At 45.5% G+C, this 15,452-nt stretch carries 9 protein-coding genes, 1 tRNA gene and 2 rRNA genes (1 of these 12 running past the window's edge); all 12 read right to left on the bottom strand.

Translation table 11 applies throughout. The annotated features are described in order from the left end of the window. Positions 1–7: 7 nt before the first annotated feature. Complete coding sequence (locus PEB0122_RS04105) at positions 8–1,036, bottom strand: ABC transporter ATP-binding protein (RefSeq protein ID WP_075915542.1); 1,029 nt, start codon at positions 1,034–1,036, stop codon at positions 8–10. Continuing rightward, a complete protein-coding gene (locus tag PEB0122_RS04100; protein ID WP_083650183.1) occupies positions 1,029–2,093 on the bottom strand; it encodes an ABC transporter ATP-binding protein in 1,065 nt (354 codons plus the stop codon). Before PEB0122_RS04100 ends, PEB0122_RS04105 begins: the two co-directional genes overlap by 8 nt. Beyond that, on the bottom strand, positions 2,090–2,992 hold the full coding sequence (locus PEB0122_RS04095) for an ABC transporter permease (RefSeq protein ID WP_075915540.1): 903 nt from the start codon (positions 2,990–2,992) through the stop codon (positions 2,090–2,092). Before PEB0122_RS04095 ends, PEB0122_RS04100 begins: the two co-directional genes overlap by 4 nt. After that, positions 2,989–3,963, bottom strand: coding sequence for an ABC transporter permease (locus tag PEB0122_RS04090; protein ID WP_075915538.1), 975 nt, complete (start codon positions 3,961–3,963; stop codon positions 2,989–2,991). The genes PEB0122_RS04095 and PEB0122_RS04090 overlap by 4 nt, the downstream gene beginning before the upstream one ends. 575 nt (positions 3,964–4,538) lie before the next feature. Continuing rightward, a complete protein-coding gene (locus tag PEB0122_RS04085; protein WP_075915536.1) occupies positions 4,539–7,664 on the bottom strand; it encodes a DEAD/DEAH box helicase in 3,126 nt (1,041 codons plus the stop codon). 10 nt (positions 7,665–7,674) lie between these two features. Then, complete coding sequence (locus PEB0122_RS04080; RefSeq protein WP_075915534.1) at positions 7,675–9,003, bottom strand: EH signature domain-containing protein; 1,329 nt, start codon at positions 9,001–9,003, stop codon at positions 7,675–7,677. Further along, positions 8,990–9,850, bottom strand: a complete 861-nt coding sequence (locus tag PEB0122_RS04075; RefSeq protein ID WP_075915532.1) for an OmpA/MotB family protein — start codon at positions 9,848–9,850, stop codon at positions 8,990–8,992. Before PEB0122_RS04075 ends, PEB0122_RS04080 begins: the two co-directional genes overlap by 14 nt. Positions 9,851–9,853: 3 nt before the next feature. Continuing rightward, positions 9,854–11,224, bottom strand: coding sequence for a phage tail tape measure protein (locus PEB0122_RS04070; RefSeq protein ID WP_075915530.1), 1,371 nt, complete (start codon positions 11,222–11,224; stop codon positions 9,854–9,856). A gap of 42 nt (positions 11,225–11,266) precedes the next feature. After that, complete coding sequence (locus tag PEB0122_RS04065; protein ID WP_075915528.1) at positions 11,267–11,734, bottom strand: hypothetical protein; 468 nt, start codon at positions 11,732–11,734, stop codon at positions 11,267–11,269. Positions 11,735–12,751: 1,017 nt separating this feature from the next. Continuing rightward, positions 12,752–12,828: transfer RNA gene (locus tag PEB0122_RS04060), tRNA-Met, on the bottom strand. 245 nt (positions 12,829–13,073) lie between these two features. Further along, a 5S ribosomal RNA gene (gene rrf / locus PEB0122_RS04055) occupies positions 13,074–13,188 on the bottom strand. Positions 13,189–13,366: 178 nt separating this feature from the next. Next, a 23S ribosomal RNA gene (locus PEB0122_RS04050) occupies positions 13,367–15,452 on the bottom strand (it continues 723 nt past the right edge of the window).

Below are 15,452 nucleotides of genomic sequence, written 5' to 3'. Positions count from 1 at the left end.
CAATCGGTTAAAGTTGATCGTTCAAATGGCATGCACTCAAATGTTTCGGCGCCACCTCCCTTAGTTTTGGTCGTTCTATTTTGCAGCGTTCGATTGCAAACGGACAACGCGGATGAAAATGACACCCCGAAGGTGGATGGTTAGGGCTTGGTATTTCGCCTTTTAGGGGCGCAAACACATGTTTACGGCGATCAATGCGTGGAATATTTTCCAACAAAGCTTTTGTATAAGGGTGATTAGCAAATCGAAAAATGTCTTCGACAGGTGCGCTTTCAACAATTCGCCCCAAATACATAATCACGACACGATCTGAAATATGCTCGACTACCCCCAGATCATGACTGATAAAGAGATAACTGAGATTGAATTTTTCTCGCAGATCTATAAACAGATTTAACACTTGAGCTTGAATAGAAACATCAAGCGCGGCAACCGCTTCATCACAAACCAACATAGACGGTTTCACCGCCAAAGCACGGGCAATGCCGATGCGTTGTCTCTGACCACCACTAAACTGGTGCGGATACCGTTGACGGAACTGCGAATCAAGTCCCGTAAGCTGCATCATCTCCACTACATAATTGTCCACATTTTTCGATGAACAAAGCTGATGTACGAGCGGAGCATCCCCTATAATCTGATCGACCCTCTGACGCGGGTTGAGGCTTGCATAAGGGTCTTGAAATATCATCTGTACTTCAAGGCGGGCTTTCATTCGCTCCGCCTTGCCCATCTGCTCCAATGTTTTCCCCTTAACCAACCTTGTTCCGTTATCAGGGTGTAGAAGCCCGGCGGCGATGCGGCCAAGCGTTGATTTTCCACAACCGGATTCTCCTACCAGCCCGACCACTTCACCTTCCTCGATAGCCAGCTCTATTCCATCAAGTGCATGCGTTTGTGGAGGGGAATCCGCTATTCCGGCTCTGATAAATTGACGCTCGAAAAAGCCTGTTTTCCTTCTTCCGAATATTTTTGAAATATTGTGAAGGGCGATCAGAGGCGCAGTCGCTTTTGTGTTTTCTATGCATTCAGACATTTTTCAACAACTCTCGACCTGCGACGACATAATCCGTCATAGTTTTATGGGCAACAAGATCATCTGTTGGATGATAACACCGCACCCATTGGTCGTGTCCGCGCTTCGTCAATTCCGGTTTAGCTTGTTGACATAGCGCGCTTGCCCTTTGGCAGCGGTCAAAAAAAGCACATCCTTCAGGCAAATTTGCAAGACTGTGCGTCATCCCCGGAATTTGGGCAAGGTGATGGCCGCGCGCATTATGACTTGGCAAACTGTTTATCAATCCCGATGTATAAGGATGCTGCGGATGATCGAGAACATTGCTCACAGATCCCTGCTCTACGATACGTCCGGCATACATAACGGCAATTTTATCTGTGAGACCGGCTACAACCGATAGATCATGCGAAATCCAGATCAGGCTCATTCCATAATGGGTGGCCAGTTTTTGAATTTCCGATAAGATCTGCGACTGGATCGTGACATCAAGAGCTGTCGTTGGTTCATCGGCAATAATCAGTTCAGGTTTATGCAAGAGTGCAATTGCAATCGCCACACGTTGACGCATTCCACCCGAAAGCTGATGCGGATAAGCTTTTAAGCGTTCTTCCGGACTGGGAATGCCGACAAGACCCAATGTGTCGCGTGCCCATTGCCAAGCCTGTTTCCTGCCCACTTTGCTATGGGCAAATATTGCTTCGGTCATTTGTTTTTCAATGCGCATAACAGGATCAAGTGTCATCATCGGATCTTGGAAGATCATTGCAATTTTGTTGCCTCGCAATGATCGCATTTCTTTTTCCCGTATCGTTAACAGATCACGCCCTTTGAATAGTATTTTTCCACCGACGACTTTTCCAGGCGGGTCAACAAGTCCCATAATTGAAAATCCGGTCACCGACTTGCCCGATCCGGATTCTCCGACGAGCCCGAGTATTTCACCGCGCTTGAGAGTGAATGAAACCTGGTCAACTGCCGGAAAACTGACACCGCGATTTAAAAATCTCGTCGTTAATTCGCATACATTGAGAAGCACATCACCGCATGTCGGAACAGAGGGTAACAATCCTGTCATGAATTGCTCCTCGGATTTAAAACTTCGCGCAACCGGTCACCGACGAGATTGAACGATAATAATAACAGCAATAATGCTATGCCTGGGTAAAAGCTGATCCAATATCTGCCGGAAAGCAGTTCTTGCGAACCATTATTGATTAAAGCTCCAAGAGAGGGTTCGGTCACGTCAACGCCGACGCCTAAAAAACTTAACGTCGCCTCCAATGTAATTGCGCGGGCAATTTGCAAAGTTCCGATAACGATAAGCGGCGGCATACAGTTAGGCAAAATCTGTCTCATCATAATTCTAAAATTGGAAAAACCGAGGCAAGTTGCAGCTTCCACATATTCACGCCGACGCTCGATCAATGCTTGCGAACGCGCTGTACGGGCGTAATAGGTCCATTCCAACAAAATCAGAGTAATAATAACGTTTTCAAGCCCCTTCCCTAGAAAAGCCAATATCATCATAGCAACAAGGATAGAAGGAAATGATAGCATCAAATCGACTGCCCGCATGACGAATGCATCGGTTTTGCCACCAAAATAAGCGGCAACCAGACCTAAAAATATGCCTATTATTCCCGCGGCAGTCGACGCTCCCACACCGACGATAAGACTTGTCCGTAAGCCGTAAATGATGCTTGAAAGAATATCTCTTCCCTGTCCATCGGAGCCAAGCAGAAATCGTTGATCTCCTGCCACTCCCGAAGCTCCGGGCGGTTGCAAAGCATCCAGAATATCAACTTTGCCGAGATCATAAGGATTTTGCGGAGCAAGCCAAAATGCAAAGATTGCAGCTATAATAAATAACAACGCAATGACAAATGAAAATGCGGCAAGAGGGGACTTGAAATAATCAACGACATGTCGCTTCCAACGTGTTTCCTTCAGAAATTGATTGTTGGTATTTCTCATCGGCCCGCCTCGATACGAACACGCGGATCCAGTATTTTATAGAGAATATCAACAACGAGATTGATCGAAACAAATATCGATACAATGATCATCAAATAGGTGACAATCACCGGACGATCCAGATTATTGATACTGTCAAGAATTAGCTTTCCTGCACCCGGCCAGGAAAAAATACTTTCTGTTACAACAGAAAAGGCAATCATAGAGCCAAATTCCAAACCCAATACGGTAACAAGCGGGATCAGTGTATTGCGCAAAATATGAAATATAATGACGCGCAACGGAGAAAGGCCTTTAGCGCGTGCAAATTTGACGAAATCGAGCGGCAGAATTTCCTGAACGCCGGCACGTGTTAAACGTATAACCATTGCCAGTTTGAAAAGAGAGATGGTTAATGCAGGCAATAAAAGATGACGCCAGCCATCCAATGTAAAAATAGACCAATTAATGCCAAAAATCTCGACTGTTTCGCCTCTTCCACTTGCAGGAAGCCAACCAAGATTGACGCAAAAAAACTGGATCATTAACAGCCCTATCCAAAAGGTCGGGAGAGAAAATCCGAAGATACTTCCAGCCATAATGAGCCGCGACCATGGGCGTTCAGGTTGCAAGCCGGCTATTGTTCCGAGTAAAACGCCTATGACGACGGCAAAAACCATAGCAACCACGACCAATTCAAATGTGGCTGGCAAACGTTGCAAAATCAGTGTTACGGCGGGAACGTGATAGGTAAAGCTGTTTCCCAGATTGCCTGAGAACAGGCCTTTTAAAAAATCAAAATATTGTAAATATAAAGGTTGATCCAACCCCATTGCCGCAATGATACGTGCGCGTTCGGTTTGAACCACATCCTGACCAATCAAAATATCAACCGGATTACCAATGGCATGCAGTCCTATAAAAACAATAACAGACATCAAAAATACAATAATCAGAGCTTGAAAAATTCTGATTGTTACCCACAAAACCATATGTAATTCCCGGCTTTCGCTACAATATCTCTAACCCGACGGTAAAATTCCCCCATATATCGGTGTTGAAGATGTAAACTTTAAATACAAATTTATTCGGATTGTTCCTCTTATCTCAATTGGCCTTTTTATCTGGATTGGCCTTTTTTCAGATGTAGTTTGTTTTCTCGGGTATATTTTATTTATACAAGGAAATGTTTGAGAGGAATTTATTTTTGTTTTTTATATTATTATAAGTCGTTTTTCTCTTTTTCTTCATTTATCAGGATAAATGAATCTAATGTTCAGCATTTTTAGTGCCGATCTAAAATCGGGCTGCGTGAATTTTCTATAATAAGCCATGTAGTGTTTTATCTTTGATCGGTATTGATACCGTCAATCAAAACTTTTTGTCTGTTGAGCCGTTTTGCTGCTGACAATTTTTGCGATGACACCAAGTTTTATCATGAGCGTATCTTTTTCATTAGCGTCACGCCTTCTTTGAAAAAATTGCGATAGGCTATCGACCGAGCAGCAGGCTTGAATGTGCGAAACAATAGCCACCTTAACACTATCGCCGGCCGCCCTATCTTGCCTTATTCATATGTATAAGACCCGTCCGCATTTGGAGGATAATTCGGCGAACCGTCACCTTTGAACATATTCTCCATTGTTTTCTTGATCGGATTATCTGTCTGATCAAATTCTTCAGCAGTCATGCCCTGCTCAAGTGCAGTGACATCACTTTGACCATCACCCATAGGCCAGAGTGTCGCACTCGCCAAATGGCGTTTGCGCACCATCAAACTATGCAGGTGGCAGTCAAAAGAATTTTCTTGAAAACGAGGATGTATCGCCATCGGAATATGTATTTTGACCGGTTTTTGTTGCCCGATACGATGTACGCGGTCGTTGCACTGTTCTTCAACTGCGGGATTCCACCACCTTGAAAGATGGATAACATGGGTAGCTGCTGTCAAAGTCAACCCTGTTCCCGCAGCTCTCGGACTAAGAACAAGCAAGTCAAACCCCTCATCATGTTGCAAATGTCTTTGAAAAAGTTGGACAATTTTTTGGCGTTGTTCAATCGGTGTATCGCCATTGATGAGGCCAACGTTATTAAGACCAAGTTTCCTCTGGACTAAAACTATAAAACGGCGTTGCATTTTCAAATGTTCAATAAAAACAAGTGCCCGCTCTTGCTTTGCCTTTATTTTTCGCAAAATCTCCATCGTTGCTTTAAGCCGGGCAGAAGCATCAATGTATTCCTCTTCATCGCACATCATATCAATATCGGGATGCACCGATACTGCGCGGATATGATGTAAAAGTTTGAGTTTGTTGCCTCTTGAACTATTGAGCTCTTCCAGACGCGCTTCATTATAATTTATAACTTGGATATCCGGCATTATTTCCGGATGAAGCAGACGCGTTTTGGTTGGCAAATCTTTTGCAACCTGATCTTTGATACGGCGCAGAGCCAAAGGCGGTATTGATTTATGTGACAAGAAAATACGGTCGTGAAGCTCTGCCATATTGGATTCATCGACATTTTTATAACGTTCCCGAAATTCTTTAAGAGTGTTCAATGTTCCCGGTGACAGCTGATCCATAATAGACCAAAGATCATCGGCACTGTTTTCAATCGGAGTTCCTGTCAAGCCAATACGGAAATCGGCATTCATTGAACTGGCAGCTTTGGATACACGTGTTGTCGGATTTTTTAATGTTTGAATTTCATCAAAGATAATAGCGGAAAATGGTATCTTTGCTAAAGAAAGCTGATAGTCACCCATTGTTGTGTAGGTGGTTATGAACCAATAACGATGACCCCGCCCCTCCTCGATCGCTTGATGCAGATCTTCAAAGTTTAGTTTTTCCTCTCCGCTATCGGTATCTTTACCTTTGACACCTGCATTTTTAAAAAAATTAATCGAAGCACCATAGAGTTTCATGCATGCCCCCAAACCTCCCTTGATCAGGTGGCGGTCAACTTCGTCTTGCCAATTTTGTAGCAATGAAGTGGGGGCAACAACCAAAAAAGACCCCGGTTTTTTCATGTCGTTCTTCGCATTGACCTGTTTTAACCAGGCTAAAAATGCAATTGTCTGTAATGTCTTTCCGAGACCCTGTTCATCGGCATTCAAAATACCTGGCAAGCCTGCTTTCCAAGCGTCTATTTGCCATTTTAAACTTTCTTTCTGATGTTCTTTTAATGGCGTAACAATTGAATCGGGAATGGTACTGGGGACATCCGTTGTGCGTGGATTAAGCTTTGCCAACCATTCCAAATCGTCAAAATTGTCTTTTGTTTGCAGGACAAAAGGTCCTTGTTTTTCATCAAGCTCGTCTCTACCGGTTGACTTTTCGTCATGAAGCGGGCCTTCTTCGCCATTGGCAATTGCAACACGTTGGTCATAGTATTTTTCAAGATTGTCGTAACTGTTCTGGGAAACAGGGATATCAAAGTTATCTATTTGAATTTCCTGTTTTCCCTCGGCTATAGCCGTTTTCATATCATCTTTTATATGACCTATTTCTGCAACCGACTTTTCGTCGAGTCTTGCTTTCAACTGGCCAAAATCCTCGAACCCCCATGTCGAATAGCTGTCAATAAAGCCGCCAATATCGGGTTTTTTAAATAGGCCAATTCCTGTAACGCGTTCCGAATATTCTTTCGTCTCAACAAATAAATGATCGCTCGAACGTTCAATAAGTTCTTCTTCTGCATCCGGTGCAAGACCATCAAGTTTTCCGTCGCTCCTCAATTTGTCGATGACGGCATTACGTATTTCCAAGCCTGGATTTTTGATGAATTCCTGTCGCTCGGAAGACGACGCCTTTTGTTTTCTTGCCATAACGTCAAGCGCAAGCTTGGCTGATTTTTCAATGACGACGAAATGGCCTGCTTGGATGCTGTAAGCCGTCAACGAGCCACGATCTTTGACCAAGCGGTTGAACCGTTTCAGATTGATACCATCAATTTCACTTTGATTTTCTGAAATTTCATCATTTCCGCTCGACGATTGCCGCTCTCGCAGGTGCTCGCCATCAAAGGGAATAATTGTAAAATCATCTTTTCCAACGGGCGATATAGAAAAACGGTCAATCAGGCTTACCTTCAGACCACTTAAGAAATCTGTCATTGATACATGCGCATCGCGACTGTTATCAAGCGTGACACCCGGTTCAAGTTTCTTACGAAATCTTGCCAAAGCCTCCCAATCATCTTCGAGGCTTTTTCCTGCGTGGTGACTGTCCGCAATTTCGATTGCTTCCAACAACCAGATTGGAATGCGCTTCATTCCATTTTCTGTCTCTAAAATAGCCCCTTTGCGACAAGGCACTTCCCTTATGCCGTTGCGTTGCCATTCATAAGCAAGTCTGAATTCGGGGCTACCGAATGTATTTTTAGCATCAAATTCAATTGTTAAATCCGTAAAAAGTGGCAAACCGAGCTGTTGGGCACTTTCGTTGGAAAGACTGGCTGCAAGATGGGGTGACATAATGATTTGTGTCGGCGTGATATCTAGCTGTTCCTTGTTGGAATACTTTTCCGACAAGAAACGCAATTCATCAATGGCGAAGGCCAACTTATCATCGACGTGATCAAGGCTTTCGGTTTGGGAGGCACCTAACAGTTTCTGAAAAATACTCTTATGTTGCGGCGCAACTGTTAAAATGACATTGTTTTTTTCATCTAACGAAAGCTTGAATTTCATCTTATCCGCCTCATATTTTTAACAGAACTTTCTGTTGCCAGTTCCCGATATGTACAATGCCCTGATCCGCTTTGATATTACGGATCCGGTTACAATCGTAGTTTCGTTCATGCATTTTCGGGACTTCTCGTTCATTCTCGTCAAACACGTAAACTTTATAATTATGAGAACCTTCCACGACGATTTTTCGATCGATACGCATTATGAGAAGTGATGTTTTTTCACGATAACCGCCGGCTATTTGTTTGGCATATTGCATAGTCGTGTCGTCGTGCAAGGATTGCCGGATACGACGTGCTTCTCGCCAACCGTCATCACTGAATGCAACCCATGCATCGTCAATACGGCCTTCATCAAAAAGATCGAGCCAGAACTTACGTCGTGTTTCCCACATATTCCCGCCGTCTTCCACATCTCTTTCAACATTTGAAACAACGTCCAGAAAGAAGCGAATGTCATTGCCGGCAAGCCAGCGAAAAAACGTTCTTCGCGCGTCTTCTGGGACTTGCCCCCAAACACTGGTTTTCCTGATGCGTGGATCACCATAAATGGAAACCAACTTTTTTGTGAGAAAGGAAACATCGTCTTTTGAAGGTGAACGTCCATTCCAGACACGAATGAGTGCTGTTATTGCTTCAGCTGCACCGACTTCCTTGGCCTCCCGCCCTTCAGGCTTCAGCCAATTCATCATACGTTCCATTTCATCACGTTTATAAAGATTTTGATGCACCATCGCCAAGAAACGAAGATGAGCCTCATTCATCAGTCCCAACATATGAGGATTGTAGATGCCAAGTTCTTTCATCCCTTGGTAAATGTCACTCATATCAATCATTCTATCGGCGAGTACTTGTGGTGCCGAAAGAGGGGTTAAAATGTCAGGAACAAGTCCAATAAGTTTTTGCCACGTCACTCCCAGGGACTGATGGTTAACACCAAGCGCTTCAGCAAGAAGCCGCGTATGCTCGCTCTCTTGTTGAAAGCTTTCAAGATATATTTTAAAAAAAGCATTGAGCAGAGATCGCCTGTCAGATACCTTGATTTCCTCATAATAAAAATGCCGGAGAGGAGCGAGATCTTCTCTGTTTCGATTATTTGGCGAAAACACCGCATAAGCAACCTTAACGACAAAAGAAACTCTAACGTCGATCCATTCATCGTTTTCAAGATGACGAAGCATCTCCTGAATGAGTTCTTCCTGATCTACTTCAGAAATGTCGGGTGTTATATCCGGCCATTCATGATGAATCTTGGCAATCTCGTCAAAGACACCTTTTGCTGGAGCCGGCAGTATAAAATTGGCCGAAATTTTACGTTGAAGAGATTCAGTGAGGCGCAATGATATCACCTCCAAAACGGCTATCTTTCAACACATTCTTAATGCGTTCGATTTCGGCGGATCGCGTCGGTGTATACATAATGATCCGCAAATCAACCCGTCTATTTGTGTCGCGCCCCTCTTTAGTCGAATTGTCTTTAACAGGGCGCATCTCACCGTAGCCGGCAACCGAAAGAATCGGTTGATGTTTAAAATTTAAAAAATCGACGAGGTCCGGAGAAACGCTGATAACCTTGGAGAAGGTGCTATTGGCGCGTGCTGTTGACAGGTCCAGATTGGACATAAAGTCGCCGGTTGAATCCGTATGCCCTTCGATCTGAACCGATTCAATAATCGCATTACTCGGATTACAATTTTGCGCCCATTTCGATAGCTTACCGATAGAATAGCAGGGTAAAATCTGTCTTAAGCGTTTTGATAATGTTTCGACAATAGCTTGCCTATCAGGGCGCAAAACAGCCGAACCGGTGGCAAAAAGTCCATCTCCCTGAAACCGTAATGCGTCGGTTTCCTCGCTGATAACAACGTCAAGATCCGGAAAGTCTATTTTCAATTCATTGCGTAGTTCTTCCAATATACGACGGCGTTCCATTGCGGTTGCGGCCATATAGGCTTCCAAAGGATCGATTTTTTTCAATTTCTCCAATTCGGCGCGCAACTCATCGCGTTCCTTGACAACATTTTCATAAATGTCACGTGGAACTGTCGTTTTTTCACTATATTGCTGGGCAAAATAGGCAAGAAGCAGAATAATGATAAAAAGAAAACTGACCGTCATATCCGTCATAGATATGAAGACACTCTCCTGCTCTTCATCCGGCTCTTTCATGCGGGGAAAAAAGCGCATTGATTAGCTCCGCGTCTGCTGAGGCATGAATGTCTCGGCCTGCTCGACAACCTCGCGCATCGTTTCCAACGCAGGCTGCAGGCGGGTTTGTAATTCATTTACGTGCTCGGATATAGTGTTGATCGCTTGTTCTACTTGGGAAGCATATTGTTCAAAAGCTGTACCCAATTTCTCGTCCATGGTGTCAAGCCGGTCGCCTTGCCTTTTCATTCGCTCCAGCATTTCACTAACGCCTGATAAAGCCGCATTAACGGCACTCCGTTCATCACTCAATATAGTTTTTGCGGTCTCCAATGCTTGCCCGGCTGCTCTCGTGGAATTAACAACACTGGTTGCAACGTGATTTGTGCTTTCATTCAATTTTTGTATTGATGTGCCCATTCCGTCCACAATATTGCGAACCGGTGTGACCGCTTCCACCAACGTTTCGACTGTACCATTGAAAGTAACTGCTGCACGTGACGATGCATCAGCACCTGCTTTTACACCTTCCGACATCAATGCCATATTATTTGTGCTGTTGTTAATTTGTCCAATAAGGCTCTGCAGGCTTGTTCCGACATCCGCCAAAGGTGCAACCAGATCTTTCCCGGCTTTTTCAGCCAGATTTCCAACCGTTTGAGCAATCTCGTTACTTATACTGGAAACTCTGTCAGCAACAACTTTACCGGCATCGCCGATATATCCGCTCACCTGATGGCCAACAGCCTGCATCTTTTCTCCGGCTGCAGTCGCCTCGTCTGCCGTTACTGTTTGGATTTGTTGTTTGAATGACGATAAAGCAAGTTTGAGTTCATCAACCCCCTTAACAACTCTTTCAACAATCCCCTCCATATTACTTCCTATATTTCCCGAACTTTGCTCAAGCCGGTCCGCCACTTGTCCGAGTTTGTCTCCGGCATCTGCAATTCTAACACTCGCTTCCTGTAAAGCCGCTGTAACAGAATTGGTCAGTTGAGCAGACAAGCCCGACACCATATCGCCGACCCCTTGAGTGCCCATTTGGCTTACTTTTTCCATAACCGGCTCAATCGCCGAATTTACGGATTCTTTCATTTTATCGGGAAGTTCGACCAACGGCCTTTCTAATTTTGCCACCAATTCCAGACCGATTGTTTTAAAATGATCTTTCTGTGCTACAGTCGCGTTCAATTGCTTGATCGCAATATCTTCCAGATTTATGTACGAAACTCGCTTCTCTATTTCGCGACAAAGATTATGCAATAGATATTCAAGCCGACTATATAAGCGACGCATCCATATCGTAAAAATAATCGAACATAAGAGCCCTGTCAGCGACATGATAAATTTTGCCGCGGCAATTGAAAGCAGTTGGCTCATCACCGAACTGGTAATTTCACTGCTTTGCCCCATTGTCGAAAGGGCTGCGACCAAACCGAGAAAAGTGAAGAATAGTCAAATAGAAACAAAAAGCCCCGGAACGATGCGCCATGCACCTAGGCCAAATCCCAGATCCTCGGTATTGAAAAAAGTAGAAGGCCGTGTGACACCATGCACAATAATGTCTAGAGAATCATTCGTGTCTTTCTTATCTTCAATGATAAATGTTCCGCGATAATTCACCCAAGCGGATTCCAGATGTTTCTTGGGGTCGTCATTAGCAGAAGCGTGAATAGCCCGGGTAATTTCGGTGATATCACTTCCGAATTTTTCACCTTTACTATTTTGGCGGATTTCCTTGAGGACCCATTTGATCGCTCTTATTTTACGAGCACCTTTGATAGAAAAAACGAATGCAAGAATAACCAGAGCAATCACAAGAGCAAGAGCAACTAAACCAGGTGATGCTTCGCTTTTCACAAGCCCCGCAACAAACAAAACAACGTGGACTACACCCCGTCCCAAGCCTAGCAACAAATCCACAAGAATAATCCCCTACACATATTGCTTATAAATACTGGGCAACTTTAAGATGCCTGTATTGTTTATTACAACTCCCAACATGAAATTTTAAACCATAATTATTTGTATTCGCAATATCAGCACACCTAAAAGGTGTAGACTCCCGCTAAAAAGTTGAAAATGCATTTTCTACAACAGAGATATCCTCCCCCCCCTTTGAAATGTCCTTGGCATACAGAAATTGACAAGAACAAAACCACCAAGGCATCCGATATTAAAGATCAGCATTTATCATTTGATCATTGATGAGCTGTGCGTCAGTTTTCGCCAAGCGGCCAGCTATAGGTATTAATATACTGCTCGCCAACAAAACTATTCCAACCATCTGCATTTGAGCAAATATCGGTTCGACCACTAAACCATGCCGGCAATGATTAACGAGAACGAAGCTGTATTGCAACCGCTACCGATTCTTACTGTCTATGAGACGCTCAGGGAACGCGTTAAACGGAGCCGGTGGGCAATGAGCCGATGTCGATTCTAATTTGGTAACACTTAAAACCGTTCTGTTTGCCGCCAAGTGTCAAATCAATTTTAGCCGTTGGCAAAGCGGCCAATGACTCACTAGAGAGCTCTCATTTGAACCAGAGATGAACAAAAGCCGTTAGCGATGACCTGCTTTTCCAGAACACGATTTATCGGGCAACAACGGGTGACTAGGTTTCTTTTGCACCCAACGATCAGCGGCCATTTTGAAGGAGGCAATTTAATTACCTCATGGTCATGTGGGGTGTTTTATCAGGATATTTTTGACGGGCAGTTGATAGCAAGTATTGAAGCCCGCTTTTTCCCGAAGCCAGATTTTGGTTTTCACATACTGATATTCGGGGATAGCGTTATAACGGTCGCGATTTCCGCCCTATATCACCACACTACAAGGCAAACGACGAACGTTTGAACGTTATCATAACCGCAGGCTTCATGAAGTGCAGCGGTTATCAAATGCGGATATAAATCTGGAAGGTGTGTGGGGATGATTGGTTGCGGGGGCAGGATTTGAACCTGCGGCCTTCAGGTTATGAGCCTGACGAGCTACCGGGCTGCTCCACCCCGCGCCAAGGATAAGGGTTTTACGAGAAGCTGTAAGGGGCGAAGCGAGCCCGGGGAACAGAAACCGCAAAACCGACCGCTATAAGGAGAAAGACGATATAGCGGAATATTAAAAAAGCCGGTTGGCTAAATTCAATATAGCAATTCAAACAGACCATTCAAGAGTGGTCTGCCCGTTAAATAACAATTGAAGAGGAAGCACGAAGCTAAACATCGTAAAGATCAGAGAAGCTATTGTTGCACTTGGCAGACCTGGCAGCGACTTACTCTCCCGTGTCTTAAGACAAAGTACCATCAGCGCAGGAGCGTTTCACGGCCGAGTTCGGAATGGGATCGGGTGCAGCCGCTCCGCTATAACCACCAGGTCAGCAAAGCGCAACAATTTTTCAAGAAGCCGAATATCTTTCTGTTGGTATTGTTCTTTTACTCTCACTTAAAAGTGCGACCGCGCGTCGGCCACTTTTGGCCGCCCCCGCGGAGGGCTGCGCCCGTGAGCGCAGTAAAGTAATCTTTGCACAGCAAAGATGAACATTTGTAATGGGAACGATCAAGTCAATCGAACGATTAGTATCAGTAAGCTCCATGTGTCACCACACTTCCACACCTGACCTATCAACGTGGTCGTCTTCCACGGTTCTCAGGGAATACTCGTTTCCAGGTGGGTTTCCCGCTTAGATGCCTTCAGCGGTTATCCCGTCCATATATAGCTACCCTGCTATGCGGCTGGCGCCACAACAGGTCCACCAGAGATATGTCCATCCCGGTCCTCTCGTACTAGGGACAGATCCTGTCAATATTCCTACACCCACGGCAGATAGGGACCGAACTGTCTCACGACGTTCTGAACCCAACTCACGTACCGCTTTAAATGGCGAACAGCCATACCCTTGGGACCTGCTCCAGCCCCAGGATGCGATGAGTCGACATCGAGGTGCCAAACAACCCCGTCGATATGGACTCTTGGGGGTCATCAGCCTGTTATCCCCGGCGTACCTTTTATCCGTTGAGCGATGGCCCTTCCACGTGGAACCACCGGATCACTATGACCGTCTTTCGACTCTGCTCGACTTGTCAGTCTTACAGTCAGGCGGGCTTATGCCATTGCACTCGACGAACGATTTCCGACCGTTCTGAGCCCACCATCGCGCGCCTCTGTTACTCTTTAGGAGGCGACCGCCCCAGTCAAACTACCCACCATACACTGTCCTGAACCCGGTTAACGAGCCGCAGTTAGACATCCATGTCAATAAGGGTGGTATTTCAAGGATGACTCCACAAAGGCTGGCGCCTCTGCTTCAAAGTCTACCACCTATCCTACACATGCCGACACGAATGCCAGTGTAAAGCTATAGTAAAGGTGCACGGGGTCTTTCCGTCTAACCGCAGGAACCCCGCATCTTCACGGGGAATTCAATTTCACTGAGTCTACGTTGGAGACAGCGGGGAAGTCGTTACGCCATTCGTGCAGGTCGGAACTTACCCGACAAGGAATTTCGCTACCTTAGGACCGTTATAGTTACGGCCGCCGTTTACTGGGGCTTCAATTCAATGCTCTCACATCTCCTCTTAACCTTCCAGCACCGGGCAGGCGTCAGACCCTATACGTCGTCTTGCGACTTCGCAGAGCCCTGTGTTTTTGGTAAACAGTCGCTACCCCCTGGTCTGTGCCACCCCCTAACGGTTGCCCGCTAAAGGGTCACGCTTCTTCCGAAGTTACGCGTGCAATTTGCCGAGTTCCTTCAACGTAGTTCTCTCAAGCGCCTTGGTATTCTCTACCGGTCCACCTGTGTCGGTTTCGGGTACGGTCTATACGTGGGAGCTATTTCCCGGGACTGCTTCAAAGCAAGATCAATCCATTAAGATCTTACAATTTACACAATCCGTCACTTCCCACAGGTCCACGAATATTAACGTGGTTCCCATCGACTACGCCTTTCGGCCTTGCCTTAGGGGCCGACTAACCCTGCTCAGATTAACTTTAAGCAGGAACCCTTGGACTTTCGGCGAGGGAGTCTCTCACTCCCTTTATCGTTACTCATGTCAGCATTCTCACTTCCGATACCTCCAGGACCCCTTACGGATATCCCTTCTCCGGCTTACGGAACGCTCCGCTACCACACGTCTTGCGACGTATCCACAGCTTCGGTGTATGGCTTTAGCCCCGTTACATTTTCGGCGCAAAGACCCTTACTTAGACCAGTGAGCTGTTACGCTTTCTTTAAATGATGGCTGCTTCTAAGCCAACATCCTGGTTGTTTTGGGATCCTCACATCCTTTCCCACTTAGCCATAACTTGGGGACCTTAGATGGTGGTCAGGGTTGTTACCCTCTCCACGACGGACGTTAGCACCCGCCGTGTGTCTGCTCGTCAGTTCTTCCAGGTATTCGTAGTTTGGTTAGGTTTGGTAGTCCTGCGAGGACCCCTAGCCCATCCAGTGCTCTACCCCCTGGAGAATACAACGAACGCTCTACCTAAATAGATTTCGCGGAGAACCAGCTATTTCCGAGTTTGATTGGCCTTTCACCCCTAGCCACAAGTCATCCCGATCTATTGCAACAGATATGGGTTCGGCCCTCCAGTAAGTGTTACCTTACCTTCAGCCTGCTCATGGCTAGATCACTCGGTTTC

Origin of the sequence: Ditibartonella apis, assembly GCF_001952075.1 — a bacterium.
In the GTDB taxonomy this organism is placed as follows: Bacteria; Pseudomonadota; Alphaproteobacteria; order Rhizobiales; family Rhizobiaceae; genus Bartonella; species Bartonella apis.
The sequence above is the reverse complement of the archived record's forward strand: the minus strand, read 5'-3'. Positions and strand labels throughout refer to the sequence as shown.

Coding starts and splice junctions, on each gene's coding strand:
- PEB0122_RS04105 (WP_075915542.1), bottom strand. CDS start 1,036: ATGTCTGAATGCATAGAAAACACAAAAGCGACTGCGCCTCTGATCGCC.
- PEB0122_RS04100 (WP_083650183.1), bottom strand. CDS start 2,093: ATGACAGGATTGTTACCCTCTGTTCCGACATGCGGTGATGTGCTTCTC.
- PEB0122_RS04095 (WP_075915540.1), bottom strand. CDS start 2,992: ATGAGAAATACCAACAATCAATTTCTGAAGGAAACACGTTGGAAGCGA.
- PEB0122_RS04090 (WP_075915538.1), bottom strand. CDS start 3,963: ATGGTTTTGTGGGTAACAATCAGAATTTTTCAAGCTCTGATTATTGTA.
- PEB0122_RS04085 (WP_075915536.1), bottom strand. CDS start 7,664: ATGAAATTCAAGCTTTCGTTAGATGAAAAAAACAATGTCATTTTAACA.
- PEB0122_RS04075 (WP_075915532.1), bottom strand. CDS start 9,850: ATGCGCTTTTTTCCCCGCATGAAAGAGCCGGATGAAGAGCAGGAGAGT.
- PEB0122_RS04070 (WP_075915530.1), bottom strand. CDS start 11,224: ATGGGGCAAAGCAGTGAAATTACCAGTTCGGTGATGAGCCAACTGCTT.